Source organism: Buttiauxella agrestis ATCC 33320 (assembly GCF_000735355.1).
In the GTDB taxonomy this organism is placed as follows: Bacteria; Pseudomonadota; Gammaproteobacteria; order Enterobacterales; family Enterobacteriaceae; genus Buttiauxella; species Buttiauxella agrestis.
Map to the genome: position 1 here is coordinate 12,190 of NZ_JMPI01000025.1, position 17,833 is coordinate 30,022.

General features: G+C 51.3%; 17 protein-coding genes. 9 read left to right on the top strand and 8 right to left on the bottom strand.

Annotated elements, in window-relative coordinates; all coding sequences use genetic code 11:
- Positions 1 to 34: 34 nt before the first annotated feature.
- Complete coding sequence (hpxO, locus tag GBAG_RS08810) at positions 35 to 1,192, bottom strand: FAD-dependent urate hydroxylase HpxO (protein ID WP_034495132.1); 1,158 nt, start codon at positions 1,190 to 1,192, stop codon at positions 35 to 37.
- Positions 1,193 to 1,387: 195 nt separating this feature from the next.
- Here hpxO and rimL point away from each other — a divergent pair, with 195 nt between their 5' ends.
- On the top strand, positions 1,388 to 1,942 hold the full coding sequence (gene rimL / locus GBAG_RS08815; RefSeq protein WP_034495134.1) for a 50S ribosomal protein L7/L12-serine acetyltransferase: 555 nt from the start codon (positions 1,388 to 1,390) through the stop codon (positions 1,940 to 1,942).
- A gap of 6 nt (positions 1,943 to 1,948) precedes the next feature.
- Here the strand turns inward: rimL and ydcK are convergent, their stop codons facing one another.
- Positions 1,949 to 2,878: a YdcK family protein gene (ydcK, locus tag GBAG_RS08820; protein WP_034495136.1), complete on the bottom strand. Its 930-nt coding sequence runs from the start codon at positions 2,876 to 2,878 to the stop codon at positions 1,949 to 1,951.
- Between the two features lie 112 nt (positions 2,879 to 2,990).
- Here ydcK and tehA point away from each other — a divergent pair, with 112 nt between their 5' ends.
- Positions 2,991 to 3,980, top strand: a complete 990-nt coding sequence (gene tehA, locus GBAG_RS08825; RefSeq protein ID WP_034495138.1) for a dicarboxylate transporter/tellurite-resistance protein TehA — start codon at positions 2,991 to 2,993, stop codon at positions 3,978 to 3,980.
- Between the two features lies 1 nt (position 3,981).
- Positions 3,982 to 4,569: a tellurite resistance methyltransferase TehB gene (tehB, locus tag GBAG_RS08830; RefSeq protein ID WP_425591294.1), complete on the top strand. Its 588-nt coding sequence runs from the start codon at positions 3,982 to 3,984 to the stop codon at positions 4,567 to 4,569.
- On the opposite strand, the gene GBAG_RS08835 is transcribed toward tehB, so the two are convergent.
- The gene (locus tag GBAG_RS08835) at positions 4,566 to 4,958 is read right to left on the bottom strand and encodes a VOC family protein (protein ID WP_034495141.1); all 393 of its coding nucleotides are present in this window, start codon (positions 4,956 to 4,958) and stop codon (positions 4,566 to 4,568) included. The two genes, tehB and GBAG_RS08835, sit on opposite strands and share 4 nt — an antisense overlap.
- Before the next feature lie 200 nt (positions 4,959 to 5,158).
- On the opposite strand from GBAG_RS08835, the gene GBAG_RS08840 reads away from it, so the two are divergent.
- A complete protein-coding gene (locus GBAG_RS08840) occupies positions 5,159 to 5,827 on the top strand; it encodes a DUF3313 domain-containing protein (protein WP_034495143.1) in 669 nt (222 codons plus the stop codon).
- A gap of 50 nt (positions 5,828 to 5,877) precedes the next feature.
- On the opposite strand, the gene GBAG_RS08845 is transcribed toward GBAG_RS08840, so the two are convergent.
- On the bottom strand, positions 5,878 to 6,783 hold the full coding sequence (locus tag GBAG_RS08845) for a DMT family transporter (RefSeq protein ID WP_034495144.1): 906 nt from the start codon (positions 6,781 to 6,783) through the stop codon (positions 5,878 to 5,880).
- Positions 6,784 to 6,961: 178 nt separating this feature from the next.
- Between GBAG_RS08845 and GBAG_RS08850 the strand changes: the two genes are divergently transcribed.
- Positions 6,962 to 7,834 carry an AraC family transcriptional regulator gene (locus tag GBAG_RS08850; protein WP_034495146.1) on the top strand — a complete coding sequence of 291 codons (873 nt, stop codon included), beginning with the start codon at positions 6,962 to 6,964 and terminating at the stop codon, positions 7,832 to 7,834.
- On the opposite strand, the gene GBAG_RS08855 is transcribed toward GBAG_RS08850, so the two are convergent.
- Together GBAG_RS08855 and GBAG_RS08860 are read right to left on the bottom strand one after the other, a co-directional pair.
- Positions 7,814 to 8,980, bottom strand: a complete 1,167-nt coding sequence (locus tag GBAG_RS08855; RefSeq protein ID WP_034495148.1) for a benzoate/H(+) symporter BenE family transporter — start codon at positions 8,978 to 8,980, stop codon at positions 7,814 to 7,816. The genes GBAG_RS08850 and GBAG_RS08855 overlap by 21 nt on opposite strands.
- A gap of 52 nt (positions 8,981 to 9,032) precedes the next feature.
- Entirely contained in the window at positions 9,033 to 10,979 is a 1,947-nt protein-coding gene (locus tag GBAG_RS08860; protein WP_051873670.1) for a putative bifunctional diguanylate cyclase/phosphodiesterase, read from the bottom strand.
- A gap of 245 nt (positions 10,980 to 11,224) precedes the next feature.
- On the opposite strand from GBAG_RS08860, the gene GBAG_RS08865 reads away from it, so the two are divergent.
- A complete protein-coding gene (locus GBAG_RS08865; RefSeq protein WP_034495150.1) occupies positions 11,225 to 13,186 on the top strand; it encodes a peptidase U32 family protein in 1,962 nt (653 codons plus the stop codon).
- Between the two features lie 40 nt (positions 13,187 to 13,226).
- Here the strand turns inward: GBAG_RS08865 and GBAG_RS08870 are convergent, their stop codons facing one another.
- Positions 13,227 to 14,093, bottom strand: coding sequence for a LysR family transcriptional regulator (locus GBAG_RS08870; RefSeq protein ID WP_034495152.1), 867 nt, complete (start codon positions 14,091 to 14,093; stop codon positions 13,227 to 13,229).
- A gap of 102 nt (positions 14,094 to 14,195) precedes the next feature.
- On the opposite strand from GBAG_RS08870, the gene GBAG_RS08875 reads away from it, so the two are divergent.
- The 3 genes from GBAG_RS08875 to GBAG_RS08885 all read left to right on the top strand — a co-directional run bounded on the left by GBAG_RS08875 (position 14,196) and on the right by GBAG_RS08885 (position 17,077).
- On the top strand, positions 14,196 to 14,624 hold the full coding sequence (locus tag GBAG_RS08875) for a multidrug/biocide efflux PACE transporter (protein WP_034495154.1): 429 nt from the start codon (positions 14,196 to 14,198) through the stop codon (positions 14,622 to 14,624).
- Between the two features lie 106 nt (positions 14,625 to 14,730).
- Positions 14,731 to 16,131 carry an aldehyde dehydrogenase family protein gene (locus GBAG_RS08880; RefSeq protein WP_034495156.1) on the top strand — a complete coding sequence of 467 codons (1,401 nt, stop codon included), beginning with the start codon at positions 14,731 to 14,733 and terminating at the stop codon, positions 16,129 to 16,131.
- 1 nt (position 16,132) lies between these two features.
- A complete protein-coding gene (locus tag GBAG_RS08885) occupies positions 16,133 to 17,077 on the top strand; it encodes an AraC family transcriptional regulator (RefSeq protein WP_034495158.1) in 945 nt (314 codons plus the stop codon).
- Here the strand turns inward: GBAG_RS08885 and tam are convergent.
- On the bottom strand, positions 17,067 to 17,828 hold the full coding sequence (gene tam / locus GBAG_RS08890) for a trans-aconitate 2-methyltransferase (RefSeq protein ID WP_034495160.1): 762 nt from the start codon (positions 17,826 to 17,828) through the stop codon (positions 17,067 to 17,069). The two genes, GBAG_RS08885 and tam, sit on opposite strands and share 11 nt — an antisense overlap.
- Between the last annotated feature and the right edge of the window lie 5 nt (positions 17,829 to 17,833).

Sequence of the window (17,833 nt, forward strand, 5' to 3'; positions counted from 1 at the left end):
GTCATCCGACAACTAACATCTCCAACCTCAAAACCTACTCCAGCGGCCCGCCGAGAATGGTTTCCCGCATGCCGGAAAGCACACGCTCACCGGTTTCGCTTTTCAGCTCTTCATACCAACTGTGGGTGACGTTCATATCTTTGCCGTGAGTCACATCGCAGCGTTTACGGGCTTTAAGCACCAGATCTTTCACGCGATACGCCCGCTTTTCCTGGTAACGCAGCAGGGCATCTTCCACGCCTAGTGAGTTGGTTTGCAGCGCCATCGCCAGCACCACGGCATCTTCCATGGCAGCGCATCCGCCCTGGCCGATATCCGGCGTGGTACTGTGGCCTGAGTCACCAAGTAGTGCAACACGCCCGCGCACCAGTTGCATAAAGGGTTCAATATCATGAATTTCTATGCGATTTGTAGTGTCGGGGTTAATAGCAGAAATGAGTTTTTGAACCGGTTGCGCCCAGCCAGCAAAATAGCGCGTCAAATCGGCCTTCACCGTGGTGCGGTCTTCTGCCAGCCCTTTGTCTAACGGCACGTCAAAGAAGAAGTAAAAGCGATTCCCTGCTACCGGCATGAGCGAAACGCGTTTTCCTTCACCGACAAACGTTGTCCACTGATTCGCCGGAGCGATAGATTCGTCGATTTCGACCAGACCATTCCAGTTAACATATCCGGCATAACGGCGTTCGGTTTGATGGCCGAGGACGTAGGGGCGAATCACCGAATGAGTGCCATCGGCGGCAATCAACACGTCGCCCTCGGCCACGTGCCCACTTTCAAACCAGGCTCGCACGCCGCCGTCGAACTCTTCAATACGCGCCACACGCTGACCAAAGCGGATATCGGCACGCCCGTAAGTATCAATCAGCATGTCCTGCAATTCCGCGCGGGCCACCGGATAAGGGCGTTCGCCCACACTTTTGATTAACGGATCGAGACTGAAACGCGTCAACGTTTGGCCGTGAACAAATTCTTTGTAGGCCATATATTCCATAGGCCCGCCCAATTGCTGGAGTGGTTCTTTCATGCCAAGCCAGTTCAGGCATTTTACGCCATTGGGCCAAATTGAAATCGCCGCACCAACAGGCTTAATTTCTTTTACCGCCTCATAGACTTCGGTCTCAATGCCACATCTTTTCAGGGCAATTGCCGCCGAGAGTCCACCAATGCCGCCGCCAATTATGATCGCTTTCATCTGAGTCTCCTTTGGGTTACAAAGATGTTAAGCAATATCCGTACCAGACCGCGAAGCCGCATGGCTGAACGGGCGTGGCAACGGTAGAATCGATTTGCGCAATGGTGGGGGGCATCAGTGGTGCAATGTGATTTTCTGCACCATTATTTTCCATGATGATAATGTTGTCAGGCGGAAGAACAGAGGAGCAAATGGGTGCGGGATTCAGATAACTGGCAGGATGAAGTGATTGAAGTGGATGACAGCCTGGCGCTGCATTCCATCCACGAACGTTATGCGGATGAACTTTTTGCCGTGGTGCAAAAGAATAAAGCCTGGTTACAGACGGCGATGGACTGGCCGCAGTTTGTCGTATCCGTTGAGGATTCACGTAAGAACGCGCAGGGCAATTACATTCTGCATCATCGTGGTTACGCAAAAATGTTTCTGATAATGCGCGATAAGAAAATCATGGGAGTGATTTCATTTAACCAGATTGAGCCAACCAATAAGACGGCGTATATCGGTTACTGGTTGGATGAGAATGTTCTTGGGCAGGGAATAGTATCCCGTGCGTTAGAAGCGGTGATGCAGAAATATGCGCGTGAAGGTCTGGTGCGCCGTTTTGTTATCAAATGCATTGTGAGCAACACCGCCAGCAATCGGGTCGCGCGCCGTAATGGCTTTACGCTTGAGGGGCGACTGAAGCAAGCCGAGTTTCTTAATGGCGAATTTCACGATCAAAATATATATGGGCGGATAATCGAGTAGCCGCCATCAAAACACCCCGTAAAACGGCGAGCGCGTTACCCGTTGTTCGCCACTAATATCCTTAATACCGCGAATGTGAATCAGCTCGCCATCGAGCCCATCAACTGCCGCCTTATCGTAGATCTGCACATTATTCTCTATCAGCACGTTGCCGGTGATCCGTGCCTGGCCGTAAATTTGCACCTGGTTATCGAGCTGAATAGGGCCACCGATAAGCGTGGCGTCATCGAAAATATGCACCTGGTGTTTAAGCACGCAGTCGCCTTCGATGAGTGCGTTGCCGTACACCTGGGAAGAGTAGCGAATGGTAGGAATTTGATCGTCACCGCGTCCGGCAATAATCCGTGCGTTATCAAAAACGCGAGCGCAGTCGCAAACCCAAATATTGTTTTCGTCGTTGCCTTCAAGAATGGCCTGTCCGAAAACTTCGGCGCGGTGCTCAATAAAAGCATTATTCACCCTGGCGTTGCCAAATATCTGGGCCTGGTGAACGACGCGGGATGCATTTACCGTGGCGTTGCCATAAATTTGCAGCACCTGGTCGTTGTCGGCAGTAAGGCCACGCACGGCAATGATCTGGCTGCCATTCAGAATACGGGCGGCATCAAAAATACGGCATTCACCGCTAACCAGCGATTCTTTCACCACGCTTTTCCCGCTGATATGTGCCTGGTGGCAAAGCGTCGATTCCCCGTGAATTTGCGCATCATCACTCACGCTGGAGCCGCCATACACCACGCTGTCGCTGCCATAAATCCAACAGTTTCCAAGCTGGCTGAGATTGTCTTCGCATTCAATCCAGCCGCCAGATTGCCCGGCTTTAACGTCGCTGAAATCGCAAAGCGCCACCACTTGCCAGAGTTTGACCTGCTGTTTTTTGCCATCGACCAGGTAGTCGTGCAGTCGCGAATCGCCCGTTAATTGATACTTTTTCATCGCTGTTTCCCAGAGTTTTCCCTCTTAAAACGTAGCAGATTAATCCCCTGGTAGCGTTCTGCGGCGCATTCGAATAAAATGCATCTAAAATACATTTTATAATTTAAACGAAATGAATAAATCAGTAACGCGCACCATGCTCAATCTCCCCGCAGGGTATTTTGGGATGGTGCTTGGAACCATAGGGATGGGTTTTGCGTGGCGTTATGCGGCAACGATTTGGTCGGTATCTCCGCGCATCGGTGAGGCATTTGAGAGCCTGGCGATTACCATCTGGGTTGCTCTGGCGCTGGCTTTTGTTGTGCGTGCGCTGAAATACCCGCAAACGGTTATTGATGAAATTCGCCATCCGCAAAAGGGCAGTTTTATCAGCCTGTTTCCGGCCACGACCCTGCTGGTTTCGATTGCCATTGCACCTTATTTTCGCCCGTTAGCCGTGGGGATGTTTGCCTTTGGCGCGGTGGTTCAATTGATTTACGCCGCCTGGCAGAGTGCCGGTTTATGGCGCGGCAACCATCCGCACGCCGACACTACTCCCGGTTTATATTTGCCGACGGTGGCCAATAACTTTATCAGTGCGATGGCCTGCGGGGCGTTGGGATATAACGACCTCGGGATTCTGTTTTTCGGCGCGGGCGTGTTCTCGTGGTTAAGTCTCGAACCGGCAATTTTGCATCGTTTGCGCAGCGCCGGAGAATTACCGCCGCCCGCGCGTACCGCGCTGGGTATTCAGCTTGCGCCCGCACTGGTCGCGTGTAATGCGTATCTTAGTGTCAACGGCGGGCAGCCTGATTTCTTTGCCAAAATGCTGTTTGGCTATGGCTTGTTGCAGCTGTTGTTTATGTTTCGCCTGATGCCCTGGTATTTGAAGCAGCCGTTTAATGCGTCGTTCTGGAGCTTCTCATTTGGTATTTCAGCCCTTGCTGGCACTGCGCTGCATCTCAGCCATGCCAGCAATGACGGGCTTTTTACCGCACTCGCGGTGCCGCTGTTTATCTTCACTAATTTCATTATTGGCCTGCTGCTTGCGCGCACGGTGATCCTGCTTTATCAGGGGAAGTTACTGTTGCGCGTCGAACGGCCTGCAAAAAGGACAAATTAAGATGCTTTCTGAAAATTATTACACCGAGAAATATGGCTTAACGGCGACCCATTCTGATGTGGTCAATGCCGCAACGATTGTCCCGCCGGGTAAAACGTTAGATCTTGGCTGCGGGAGTGGGCGCAACAGCCTGTACTTGAATCAGAAAGGGTTTGATGTGACGGCGTGGGATAAAAACCCGATGAGCATCAGCAATCTGAATAAAATAATCGCAGCTGAAGGGCTGAAAAATATCGTCACTGATATTGTCGATCTGAATTCAATACATTTAGATGGTGAATATGATTTTATTCTTTCAACAGTTGTGATGATGTTTCTGGAGCGTAAAACCATTCCAGGGCTGATTGAAAATATGCAGCGTTGCACCAAGTTGGGCGGATACAATCTGATTGTCGCCGCCATGGATACCGAAGATTTCCCTTGTAATGTCGGGTTCCCATTTGCTTTTACTGAAGGTGAATTACGCAATTATTATGCGGGCTGGGAGTTAATTAAATACAACGAAGATATCGGCCAATTGCATAAAACCGATGAGCAAGGGAACCGGATTAAATTACGCTTCGCCACAATGCTGGCGCGTAAAATTTAAGCGGGTGGCCAGGCGCGATTTTGTAACACAATGCGATAACCGTCGTTATCTATAAATGTGCATCCGGCGACATCCCAGTACGGATTAAAACTATTTATGGTCAAAAAACCTGCGTCAAGCATTTGCTGGCAGGTCTTTTGCCATGCATCTTTCTCTGGGTAATAAAGCACTAACAAGTCGTCCGCCGTGGCGGTTGGTTCTACCGGGTGGCGATGGCAAACCGTGAACTCCAGGTGCCAGCTTGCATCCTCCAGGCCAAGCATCACGCCGCTAAAGCCGTCATGTTCACTAAATTCCCCGAGTTCTTTTAAGCCCAAACCCAGGCAGTACATCTCTTTGCTTTGAGCAAGATTCGTTACGGGTCGTGCAATCCGCAGATGAGGTGTCATGTCTGTCTCCGATGTGTAGCAGTGCTTAATATTAATTCATCTATCAATAAATAGTTAATGACTTGTTGATTATTCATCGAAACAAAATACACATCTAATATCCGAATTTTGGATAAGTAGCATTTTAACCTCATTTTTCCACAGGGTTTATTGTTATAACGCGCACGCTTACATGCAATCTACAGGGAGTCATAGTAATAATGCGCACTTCATTTTGTTTAAAAGCGGCTTGTCTGGCGGGAGTTTTAGCGCTAGCAGGTTGTGCTTCTTCTTTACCGGCGCCTGAAAAATATTCGGGCTTTTTAAAGGATTATTCCGGCTTGCAGGAAACTAAATCTAACTCGGGTAAAGATATCTTGCGTTGGATTGATCCTGCTTTCAAAGGCAGTAATTATGACAGCCTTGTTTTTAATCCAGTGACTTATTATCCAGAGCCAAAACCAAATACTCAGGTGGGGCAAAAAGTTCTGGATGGATTATTAAACTACACCAACACCCAGCTTAAAACCGCAGCAGCAGCACGCAAGCCACTGGTGACAAAAGCAGGCCCACATAGCCTGATTTTCCGTGGCGCAATTACCGCAGTAGATTGTACTAAAGAAGGTCTGCAATTCTACGAAGTGGTGCCTATCGCACTGGTCGTAGCGGGAACGCAAGTCGCCACCGGGCACCGTACCATGGATACCAACCTCTATTTTGAGGCGGAGTTGATTGATGCGGCGACCAATAAAACGGTGATGCGCGTTGTGCGTAAAGGCGAGGGTAAAGACCTGAGCAATGAAAACACGCCAATGACGATTGATACGCTCAAGCAAGTGGTTGATGATCTCGCAACCGACGCGACGGTGTTCGATACCGAACAGAAATAGTGAAGATATCGTGAAATCACAAAGGGAGCCTGGCTCCCTTTTTTGTCAATTTATGCGGCGCGTTTACGCCACGGCAGAGTGGTCAACATCCCCGGTTTTGAGAACATCACCAGATTACCGAGCAAAATCATACACAGACCAATAACCGCATTGCTGTGCCAGACATAACCTTCATAAATCGTCGACAGACTCAGTGCCACTAGCGGGAACAGCAATGTGCTGTAAGCGGCCTGACTTGCCCCGATGCGCCCGACCAGCGTGAAGTACGCCCCAAAGGCAATGACCGAGCCGAAAATAGCCAGGTAGAACAGCGAGCCGAGATAACGCAGCGTGAACTCCGGCATAAACGAATCCCCACGAACCAAAGCCAGCACGCCCATAATAATGGTGCCGTAAAACATGGCGTAGGTATTGGTCGAAAGCGTTTCAAGCCCGCGTCGTTGGTGACGTGTGCTGATCATATTCCCGATGGAAAAGCCAAAGGTGCCAAGCGCGCTTAAGCCAATGCCCATTAATAAAGTCGGTGCCATCTGAGTGGCGACCAAATCGTGCCAGAAGAGCGCGATCACACCCGCAATACCGAGTACCGCTGCGGGCAGCAAATTTTTGCTCGGGCGCTGGCGGAAGAAAATCATGCTATTGATAGCGTTAAATAATACGGACATAGAAAAGATCACCGACTCAAGGCCTGAGCTGATGTACGCCGCCGCGTGATAAAAACAGAAGAAGTTAAAGCCGAAAACGCAGCCGCCTTGCAGCATACAAAACAGATGGTCACGCAGGCTGATACGGCGCAAACGCCCTAACGCCAAAAGCACCACCAGCATGACGATAGCGGCTACCGCAAAACGCCAGAAAATTGAAACCGGCACCGACACCACACCTTGCTGCATGTAAATCGCCAGCCAGGTCGTGCCCCAAATCACCACCACCGAAATATAAAGTAAAGCATTCATCTTGTTGTCTCCCAGAACGGATAGCGGGAGTATCCGCGAATAGGAGCGAGGATGATTTCACGTAGTTGCGGGACTTGCATATTCTTGCGGTTTTATTTACCCGCTAGTTTGTTAAAGGCTGGTAACAGGCACTCACACTACTTAAACTATTATTCCTGAATTCTGACGGTAGCCAACCATGACCCAGCCGTATCACGCATTTGAAAATCTTCGCCAGCACAACGCCGTGCTGGAAGATAACGTGCAGCTAGGTTCTGGCATTCAACTGTCGTCCTGGTCAAATAGCCTCGATCGCGTAACGCAATGCAGCAACCATCACACATTAAGTATGTATGTGAATGAAGGCTATGAAACCTATCAGAAAACCTCTTCGGGCTGGAAGAATGGCGGCGGCCCAGACCGTTTTTGCCTGATGCCTGAAGACAGCGAAACCACCTGGGATATTCGCAACCATTTTTCGTTTGTGCACCTGTATTGCACGGATGAACACTTGCGCAATATTGCCGAGCAGATTTGGGATCGCAGCCCGGCCGCGATATCTCTTGATGAGAAAATCTTCAGCGAAGATCCGCGTATTACCCAGCTTTATCGCCATTTTCTGTTAAGCAGTGACTGGCAACAGCAGGCGAATCACTTGATGTTAAGCACCGCATCAACCTTATTGCTGACTCATATGGTGCAGAATTACAGCAATGTGCAGTGGCGTTTGCCGGATGTGCGCGGCGGGCTTGCGCCTGCGGTGTTGCGTAATATTCAGGCGTATATCGAGCAGCATCTTAGCGAGCCATTAACGTTGAGCGAACTGGCGAAGGAGGCGGGGTTAAGTGAGTTTCATTTTGCGCGCATGTTTAAACAATCTACCCAACTCGCGCCCCATCAATATGTGATGCATCGCCGCATGTCACGGGCACAAACGCTGGTGAAGAACAGTTCGCTGTCACTGACGGATATCGCGATGGCCTGCGGGTTTAGCTCCGCAAGCCATTTTAGTAACCGATTTAAAACCACGATCGGCGTTACGCCCTCGCAGTTACGGTCGACGAATAAATGAGAATAACGCGTAGCAAACTCCACCCGCGACCAGTCCCCAAAATGCAGAGCCAATCCCCAGCAAACTCACACCCGAAGCGGTGACCAGAAACGTCACTATTGCCGCGTCACGCTCTCGCTCATGATTAAGCGCCTGATACAAACTCCCGGCGATAGTGCTCAGTAATGCCAGGCCTGCCAGCGTATGAATATAGGCGACCGGCAATGCCGTCAGAAGAGTGGTGATAGAGCCGCCAAAAACCCCCGCCAGCAAATAAAACACGCCGGCAGCAGCGGCGGCAAGCCAGCGCTTTGAGGGATCAGGATGGGCTTCCGAACCCTGGCAAATTGCGGCGGTGATCGCAGCGATACAAATTGAAAATACCCCAAACGGCGCCAGCAGCAAGGCAATCGCGGCAGTGACAACCATTAAGGGCGAAACCGGAACGTGATAACCCGACGCTTTTAACGTGGCGACACCGGGCGCATTTTGTGAGGCCATCGTTACCAGGAAAAAGGGGATGCCAATACCCAGCAGGCTGGAAAGCGAGAAGTGCGGAGCAGTAAATTCAGGCATCACAATAGCAACAGGCATATTGGTGCTTTGCAGATTGCCACTCAGCAGGCAAACCGCCAGGCCTACGACCATCGCCACTACCACCGCATATCGTGGCGCCCAGGTTTTCGCCAGCAGCCAGCCTACTAACATGCTGGCGCACAACAAAAAATCCCCCTGTAACGAAGTAAAAGCGTCCAGGCCGAAGCGCAGTAAAATACCGGCCAGCATGGCAGCAGAAAGCGTGGCGGGGATCAGGCGCATCAGGCGGGCGAACAAACCCGTTGCGCCACAAATCAGAATCAGAAATGAGGCGAAAATAAACACGCCGACGGCTTCATTCAGCGAATGCCCCGGCAGGCTGGTGGCAAGCAGCGCCGCACCGGGCGTTGACCAGGCGGTAAGAATGGGGGTGCGATACCAGAGTGTGAGCGCTAAGGTGCTGATTCCCATCGCGATACCCAGCATCGTCAGCCAGCCTGCGATCTGGATAGTGTTGGCGCCTGCCGCTTCGGCTGCCTGCCAGATAATCGCCGCTGAACTGGCGTAACCCACTAATACCGCGACAAACCCTGCCAATACCGTCGGTAACGGAATCGAAATTAAGCGCATCATGTTTTCCTTATTGTTGACGGCGAAACTATAGCATTACCCGGCTATAGATTTACAAACCGTTAACAACAGGATGTAGAGCATTCTCGAGATAAACCAGCGCATTCTGGCGTTCGAGCGGTCGTGAAAAATAATAGCCCTGCAAAAAGGGAATACCGCACTCTTCGAGCAACTGCCGTTGTTTATCTGTTTCAACACCTTCAGCGATCACGCTAAAGTTGAGGCTGCGGGAAATATTCATCATGGCCTGGACAATGGAAAGACCTTTCAGCTCGATATTCTGAATAAATGAACGGTCGATTTTGATGTAATCAATATTCATATTCTGGATAACCGACAGGCTGGAATAACCGGTGCCGAAATCATCCACCGAGAATTTCACGCCGCGTTGCTGTAACTGGTTTACTTTCTGGTTGATCATCATTTGATCGGACTGAAATATAGATTCCGTCACTTCCAGATGCAGTAAATGGCCGGGTATCGCGTAGCGTTCAATCAGTCGGTTGACGTTATTCACAAATCCTTTGTCGTAGAATTGAATCAGCGAAATATTCACGCACATGCAAATTCCTGCATTGCGTTTATTCATTTGTGCCAGCGTTTTACAGGCTTCTTCTAATACCCAGTGCCCGGTCTGAACAATGCGCCCGCTTTGCTCCATTAAAGGAATGAACTCGACGGGAGAGATTTCCTGCTCCTGATAACGCCAGCGCATCAGGGCTTCAAAACTGACCACCTGGCCTCTGGTATCGACTATCGGCTGATACACCAGGCGAAATTCATGGCGGTCGAGGGCGCTTTTTAGCGCTTCACTCAGCATAATTTTACGGTGTAAATCGCGCTCGAGGCCGAGATTATAGAAAGCCACGCGTTCCGGATATTTGCCTTTTTGCGAATACATGGCGATATCTGCCAGCTGAATAAGCCGCGTGATGGAGCTTTCATGTTCCGGGCACACTGAAATACCGATAGTGGCATTCAGCGTGACGTTTTGTTCATCGACGCGGATAGGGCGTGAAAGGCTGGTGACGATTTTATCGGCCAGATCGCTGATGGCATCCGAGGATTTATCTTTAACCAGCAGGATAAATTCATCGCCGCCCCAGCGACAGATTAAATTTTCGCTATCAATAAATGTTTTCAACCTGTCGCTTAAGGCGACTAATACCCGGTCGCCCACATTGTGGCCCAGCGTATCGTTAATATTTTTAAAACCATCAAGGTCGATAAAGAAAATGGCGAAGCCGGCGTTTTTCTGGTTTTTAAACTCTTGTTCAACTACCTGTGCGGCTAATAAAAATGCGCTGCGGTTGTACAACCCGGTGAGTGAGTCTTTATTGGATATTTCGTAGACTTCCCGCGTTCGGACCCGAATGGTTTCTTCCATGCGTGACACCAGGTTTTTGTTTCGGTAGCGCAATAAAATGGCTTCTTTAATATATTTAGACGAGCGGGCGGAAGAGACAATCATGATGAGAGTGAAACACACGCCGAGGCCGCCGAGATTAATTTTATATTGCTCCGGTTGCATCAGCAGCAATATCGACATCGGCATCAGGATAATAATGTTGTAGAACGAGGCGAGCAGCAGATTCCCGGAAAGTATACTGGTTGCTCCGCCAGCCATGGCGGCAAGAATCACATTAGTGGTGCTTAATTCTTCAATAGAAAAATGCGGGTAAAAGATAACGGCATACAAACTCCACATTGCCGCACTCAATAAACAGCCGCAGGAAAAACGCATTAACCAGCTCTTGCTGGTTTTATTTTCTGCACTGCTTTTTAACCACATACGCGTATCAAAAACCCGGCTGACGAGGATTAAAGTCATCACCGCCCACCAGGCTAATTTGCAGTTGAAATTCTTCTCATCAATAAAGGTAAAGGCGAGAGCACTGGAAGCAACAAAGGTAATCAGAATGCCCGGTAATGAGTTGTTGTAGAGCAGTCTTACGCCTTCGGATTGGTAAAGCTTTGAGTGTTCGAGGTTTTTTTTCATTTCCGATCATCTTAACTGAGTCATTCAACAGGTGCTCAACATCAAGAACGCTAATGTGATTACATCATGTAATTATTTTTGCTGTAATTATAATTAAAAACTGCGCTACAGAGAAGATGGATTATCAGCGAACTCCGCGCAAGCGCAGCGGCAGGGCTGTTTTGGCGACGTTTGGGTATATGCTTACGCGTCCAATCTGACTACAATAGCCGCCTTTCACCCATAACACAGAAAACAGACCGACTATGCGCCTGCACGCCAATCATCTTGAATTACTCAGCCCCGCCCGTGATACCGCCATCGCCCGCGAAGCCATTTTGCATGGTGCGGATGCGGTCTACATTGGTGGCCCTGGTTTTGGCGCTCGCCATAATGCCGGTAACAGTCTACAGGATCTGGCAGAACTGGTGCCGTTTGCTCACCGTTATGGGGCGAAGATTTTCGTTACGCTTAACACCATTTTGCATGACAACGAACTCGAACCCGCGCGCCGTATGATTCACGACCTGTATCAGATTGGCGTCGATGCGCTGATTGTGCAGGATATGGGCGTGCTGGAAATGGATCTGCCGCCGATTGAGCTGCACGCCAGCACCCAGTGCGACATTCGCAGTGCAGAAAAAGCAAAATTCCTGTCCGATGCGGGTTTCTCGCAAATCGTTTTGGCACGCGAGTTGAACCTCAACCAAATCCGCGCAATCCATGAAAATATTGATGCGACGATTGAGTTCTTCATTCATGGTGCGCTCTGCGTGGCGTATTCCGGGCAATGTAATATTTCTCACGCCCAGACCGGACGTAGCGCAAACCGGGGTGATTGCTCCCAGGCTTGCCGCTTGCCGTACACGCTTAAAGACGATCAAGGCCGCGTCGTGGCTTATGAAAAACACCTGCTGTCGATGAAAGATAACGATCAGAGTGCCAACCTGGCGGCACTGGTCGATGCGGGCGTGCGCTCCTTCAAGATTGAAGGGCGCTACAAAGATATGAGCTATGTGAAAAACATCACCTCTTATTATCGCCAGCTACTGGATGAGTTAATGGAGCAGCGCACCGATCTGGTTCGTGCTTCTTCCGGCGTGACCTCGCATTTCTTTATTCCATCGCCGGATAAAACCTTCCACCGTGGCAGCACCGACTACTTCGTTAACGAGCGCAAAATTGATATCGGCGCGTTTGATTCCCCGAAATTTATCGGCCTGCCGGTGGGCGAAGTGCTCAAAGTGGGCAAAGACTTTCTGGATGTGAATGTCACCGATACGCTGACCAATGGCGATGGGCTGAATGTCCTTATCAAGCGTGATATCGTCGGTTTTCGCGCCAATACCGTAGAAAAAACCGGTAAAAATCAGTATCGCGTCTGGCCTAATGAAATGCCGGACACGCTGAAAAATGTGCGTCCAAACCATCCGCTGAACCGTAACCTCGACCACAACTGGCAACAAGCGTTAACCAAAACCTCCAGTGAGCGCCGGATTCGCGTCGATCTGGAACTCGGTGGCTGGGAAGAGCAACTGGTGTTGACCGCCACGTGCGAAGACGGCGTTAGCGTGACGAAAACGCTGGAAGGGCAGTTTGAAGTGGCAAACAACCCGGAAAAAGCCTACTCGAGCCTGCGCGATAGCCTGGCGAAACTAGGGCAGACGATGTATCAGGCCCGTAAAGTTGACCTGAATTTGCCTGCGCCATTGTTCGTGCCGAACAGCCAACTCAACCAACTGCGCCGTGAAGTGATTGATGCGCTGACGGATGCGCGACTTGAGCAATATCAGCGTGGTAGCCGCAAACCAGTGAGCGTGCCGGCACCGGTTTATCCGGAAGAACACCTCACGTTCCTGGCAAACGTCTACAACCACAAAGCGCGTGAATTTTATCAGCGTTATGGCGTGAAACTGATTGATGCCGCTTATGAAGCGCATGAAGAGAAGGGCGAAGTGCCGGTGATGATCACCAAACACTGCCTGCGTTTTGCGTTTAACTTGTGCCCGAAACAGGCAAAAGGTTCGGTGAAAAGCTGGAAAGCGACGCCGATGCAACTGGTGCATCAGGATGAAGTGTTAACGCTGAAATTCGACTGCCGTCCGTGTGAAATGCACGTGATTGGCAAGATGAAGAATCACATCCTGAAAATGCCGTTGCCGGGCAGCGATATTGTTGCGTCCATTAGCCCCGACGAATTATTGAAGACGATGCCGAAGCGCAAGTAATTTTTGATTGTCGGATGGCGCAGCGTCATCCGACACCTGTTCAAGGATTCTGCGCCCGTAACTGGTCAATCATCCAGCGCCCGGCGGGGCCAGGCGGCGTTTTGTTCGACCACAACACATCCACGTCAATACGCTGCGGCCAGCCCGCAACGGGCAACTCCTGCAAAACATCGTGACCAAATTGCTCCACCAACCAACGTGGCAAAATTCCCCAGCCAAAACCTTGCTCCGCCATCTCCAGCAGCATCAGCAATGACGGTGACGACCACGTCGGGCCGCCGCTTTTATTGCGCGTCGGATCGGTAAAGGTGCTCAAACTGAGTTGACGCACGGTTTGCAAGGTGTCCATCTCGACGGCAGGCAAGCGGGCTAACTCATGCTGGCGGTGAATATAAATCGCCATTTCCGCCCCGACCTGCAAACGTGCCACCGTCACATCTACCGGGTAACGAGGCTGCACGCGCAACACGCCAACATGGGCGCGACCAATCTGAATCAGGTCGATAACGTCTTCATCTTCTGCAATCAAACACTCAAATTCGATATCCGGAAAACGTTGCGAAAAACGCTGGAGAATCGACTCGTGATGCGAAGTTTGCCACACATCAGACAGCACAAAACTCAGGCGCGGCTCGACATTTCCCGCCAGGCGCACTGAGACTTCATTCAGCCTCTCGCTTGCCGCCATAATCGACTGGATGTACGGCAAAATGTGTTTCCCCTGGTCGGTCAAAACCGGCTGGCGACTCTGGCGGTCAAACAGCGTCACTCCCAAATCGGCTTCCAGATTGGCAATGGCGCTGCTTATCGTTGACTGGCTTTTCTTCAGTTTGCGCGCCGCCGCAGAAAACGATCCGGTTTCTACCGCCTGCACAAAGGCTTCGAGGGATTCGGGGGAGTAATTCATGATGTATCGGTTTTTTAGATGGCTAATCACTTAATTCTATCAGGAATTACGATAATAATACGCCGCATAGCCATATTGCTTGATTTATCTGGAGTGAGTTTTATGCAGTCTCAAAAAAGAACCTTTTCCGAACGCATCGTACATGCAGTGGGTTTCGAAGTTATCGCCATTGCGATTTGTGCGCCGCTGGCGGCGTGGATCCTGAACAAACCCTTATTCCAGATGGGCGCGCTGGCGATCATGCTGTCTACCGTCGCCATGGTATGGAACATGATTTATAACGCCGGGTTTGATAAGTTTTTCCCGGTCGGCCAAAAGCGTCGCCTGCCGCTGCGCATCGCGCACTCGCTGGGTTTTGAAGGGGGCTTTATTTTGATTGGCCTGCCGCTGGCCGCCTGGATGCTCAACATTTCATTGCTACAGGCGTTTATGGTCGAGATTGGCTTCTTCCTGTTCTTCCTGCCGTATAGCGTGATTTACAACTGGGCGTACGACACCTTGCGTGCGCGTTGGGTGTCCGCTTCGGCTTAAGTAGATTAGATATTTGCAGGATTGTGCAATCATCCGACAGCATTGCGCTACAGAGAAATTCGGCTCCAGGTGACACTAAGTCGGTCAAACACACCTGGAGCGCAACATGAAAACTATCAATAAAATCTATATCAACGGCCAGTTTGTTACCCCTCACGGGGAAGAGATCATCGACCTTATCAATCCCGCTAACGAAACTAAAATCGCACAGGTTCAGCTGGCCGATGTGGACGATACGCGTCGGGCAATTGCGGCGGCAAAAGCAGCGTTCCCGGCGATGCGCCTGTCAACACGTGAACAGCGTATGGCGTGGCTGCAACAGTTACACGACGCAGTGAAATCCCGCGAAGCCGAACTTATCGACACCATGGTTGAAGAGTATGGTTGCCCGCGTTTCTTTGCCGAAAGCACCGTTCAACGCTCATACACCGGCTTTTTGCAGATGCGCGATATTCTTGCTGATTACGCCTTTGAAACCCGCGTCGGCGGCGCAAACGTGGTAATGGAACCGCTTGGTGTTGTCGGCCTTATCACGCCATGGAACGCTAACTATGGTTTTATTGCGGGCAAACTCTCAACGGTCATCGCCTCCGGTTCTACAGCGGTGATTAAGCCCAGCGAACTGAGCGCTCAACAAACGGCAATTATCACCGAATGCCTGCACGCGGCGGGTCTGCCGGATGGGGTGATTAACATTGTGACCGGGCGCGGTGACGTCGTTGGGGCAGAAATTACCCGCCACCCGGACATCGCTAAAATTTCGTTTACCGGTTCGACTCAGGTCGGCAAAACCATTGCTCGCGGCGCTGTGGATACCTTAAAACGCGTCACGCTGGAGCTGGGCGGGAAGTCAGCCAATGTGCTGCTCGATGATGTCGATCTGGAGCAAGCGATTCCGCTCGCGTTGCAGGTGATGTCGTGGAACAGCGGGCAGGCCTGTATCGCAGGCACCCGTTTACTGGTGCCTGAAAGCCGACTCGAAGCGGTAAAGGAACAACTGCGCAAACACATTTCACACCTGACACCCGGCGAAAACATCGGGACATCCGTCACCGCCCAGCAGTATCAACGCGTGCAGAATTACATCCGCAAAGGCATCGAAGAAGGGGCTGAATTACTGTGTGGTGGAGTGGGTCGCCCGCAAGGTTTCGATCGCGGTTACTATGTGAAACCGACTGTTTTTGTTAATGTTCGCAACGAGATGACTATCGCCCAACAAGAGATTTTTGGCCCGGTATTATCAGTGATAACTTACAAAGATGATGCCGACGCCGTGGCTATCGCCAACGATACGATTTACGGTTTGCAGGCTTACGTTAGCGGGAAAGATGCGGCGCGAACGGCGGCGGTGGCGAACCAATTGATTGCCGGACGCGTCTTCGTAAATGGCGTTTATGACGAGCCGAACGCGCCGTTTGGCGGCTTTAAGCAATCAGGGTTGGGGCGCGAGTTTGGCACTTACGGGCTGGAAGGGTATCTTGAACCGAAAGCCATCATGGGGCAGTGATATGCCAGAAGAAGCAAATATTCAGCGGCCTGAGGGCCACATTTTAACGGAACTATGCCAGCGCGTGGCGGCACATTATCAGCGCAGAGGCACAATGGATCGTGATTTTGTGACGGCGTTGCCATGGCTGAGTTTTGTGCGCATACCCGAGCCGACGGTGCTTAATCGCGGCATGTTGCAACCCTCGATGTGCATCGTGTTGCAAGGGCGCAAAAAGATGTTGATTGGTGACAACGTCACGGAATATGGGCCAGGGAGTTATTCGCTGGCCGCCGTGGATATGCCGGTTTCCGGGCAGGTCACACAAGCCAGTGAATCCGCGCCCTACTATGGCGTGCGCATCGATCTGGACAGCAAAGAAATTGCCGATCTTATTGTCTCGTTGCAAATTACCCTGCCTGAAAAACAGCACGAAGCCTCCAATGCGGGTGCCTGGGTGACGCAATCCGACGAAGCGTTACAGGAGGCCTTTTTGCGCCTGGTTAAACTGCTGGATACGCCAGATGACCTGCCGGTTTTATCAAAACTCATCAAACAGGAAATACTCTATCGCCTGGTGACTGCCCCCGCCGGGTCAGCATTCTGGAAACAAACGCTGGCGTGGACGCAAGGCAAAGGTATCGGGGAAGCGCTGGCGTGGATTAAGCGCCATTTCGCCGAACCGCTGAAAATTGATGAGCTGGCAAAACGCGTAGGGATGAGTTCATCGAGCCTGCATCACCGCTTTAAGGCACTGACGGTGATGAGTCCGTTGCAGTATCAAAAGCAGATCCGTCTACTCGAAGCGCGGCGATTGCTACTGAGCGGTAGCCTGGATGTGGCGAACGTCGCCTGGCTTGTAGGGTACGAATCGCCGTCACAGTTTAATCGCGAATATCGCCGTTCCTTCGGCGCAGCCCCTTTGCAGGATGTGGAAACGCTGCGCCAGATGGGCGTTACGCTTTAGTTTTACGCGCCACAATAAACAGACGCGGGAACAGCATCAGCACATTTCCGTCGTGTTGCCGCGGATAGGCCTGCTGCAAAAGCGTGTGATAACGAGCCAGAAAAGCCTGCTGCTGGATGTCATCGAGTTTCGCGAGATAAGGGCGCAGGCCGGTAGAACTGAGCCATTCAATAATGGCCTGGGCAGACGGCATCACGTGGAAATAGGTGGTGCGCCAGATATCTACCGTACAACCCGCCTGTGCCAACAAATCGTAATACTGCTGCGCGGGGAGTAATTCCTCACGCCCCGAGTCGGGCTGACCCAATTCAAAAGCGACCTGGCGCATTAATGTGTGCGTCGGTTCCTGCCAGTTGTCCGGCATTTGTACCGCTAACACACCGCCTTCAGCCAATTGCGCCGCGAGATGTGGAAAGAGCGACGGATGATCCCCCAGCCATTGCAAAGACGCATTCGCGTAAATCACATCCTGTTTCACCGTGGGTTGCCAGTGGGCAATATCGGCGCTTTCAAACTGGCAATCCGGTAGTGCCGCGCGGGCTTTATCCAGCATCGCCGGAGAGTTATCGACCCCCGTCACGCTTGAATGTGGGAAGGCTTTGCGCAGTAACGCAGTGCTGTTCCCAGGGCCGCAGCCTAAATCAGAAATGTGTTGCGCGGCAGGGTGTTGGATACGGGCGGCTAACTCGGCTGCCGGGCGGGTGCGCTCTGCTTCAAACTGCAAATAAAGGGCGGGATTCCAGTCTCGCATGGGCT

Excerpts from the sequence above, each read along its gene's own strand:
- hpxO (WP_034495132.1), bottom strand. The coding sequence starts at position 1,192 with ATGAAAGCGATCATAATTGGCGGCGGCATTGGTGGACTCTCGGCGGCA.
- ydcK (WP_034495136.1), bottom strand. The coding sequence starts at position 2,878 with ATGAAAAAGTATCAATTAACGGGCGATTCGCGACTGCACGACTACCTG.
- tehA (WP_034495138.1), top strand. The coding sequence starts at position 2,991 with ATGAATAAATCAGTAACGCGCACCATGCTCAATCTCCCCGCAGGGTAT.
- tehB (WP_425591294.1), top strand. The coding sequence starts at position 3,982 with ATGCTTTCTGAAAATTATTACACCGAGAAATATGGCTTAACGGCGACC.
- GBAG_RS08835 (WP_034495141.1), bottom strand. The coding sequence starts at position 4,958 with ATGACACCTCATCTGCGGATTGCACGACCCGTAACGAATCTTGCTCAA.
- GBAG_RS08840 (WP_034495143.1), top strand. The coding sequence starts at position 5,159 with ATGCGCACTTCATTTTGTTTAAAAGCGGCTTGTCTGGCGGGAGTTTTA.
- GBAG_RS08845 (WP_034495144.1), bottom strand. The coding sequence starts at position 6,783 with ATGAATGCTTTACTTTATATTTCGGTGGTGGTGATTTGGGGCACGACC.
- GBAG_RS08850 (WP_034495146.1), top strand. The coding sequence starts at position 6,962 with ATGACCCAGCCGTATCACGCATTTGAAAATCTTCGCCAGCACAACGCC.
- GBAG_RS08855 (WP_034495148.1), bottom strand. The coding sequence starts at position 8,980 with ATGCGCTTAATTTCGATTCCGTTACCGACGGTATTGGCAGGGTTTGTC.
- GBAG_RS08860 (WP_051873670.1), bottom strand. The coding sequence starts at position 10,979 with ATGAAAAAAAACCTCGAACACTCAAAGCTTTACCAATCCGAAGGCGTA.
- GBAG_RS08865 (WP_034495150.1), top strand. The coding sequence starts at position 11,225 with ATGCGCCTGCACGCCAATCATCTTGAATTACTCAGCCCCGCCCGTGAT.
- GBAG_RS08870 (WP_034495152.1), bottom strand. The coding sequence starts at position 14,093 with ATGAATTACTCCCCCGAATCCCTCGAAGCCTTTGTGCAGGCGGTAGAA.
- GBAG_RS08875 (WP_034495154.1), top strand. The coding sequence starts at position 14,196 with ATGCAGTCTCAAAAAAGAACCTTTTCCGAACGCATCGTACATGCAGTG.
- GBAG_RS08880 (WP_034495156.1), top strand. The coding sequence starts at position 14,731 with ATGAAAACTATCAATAAAATCTATATCAACGGCCAGTTTGTTACCCCT.
- GBAG_RS08885 (WP_034495158.1), top strand. The coding sequence starts at position 16,133 with ATGCCAGAAGAAGCAAATATTCAGCGGCCTGAGGGCCACATTTTAACG.
- tam (WP_034495160.1), bottom strand. The coding sequence starts at position 17,828 with ATGCGAGACTGGAATCCCGCCCTTTATTTGCAGTTTGAAGCAGAGCGC.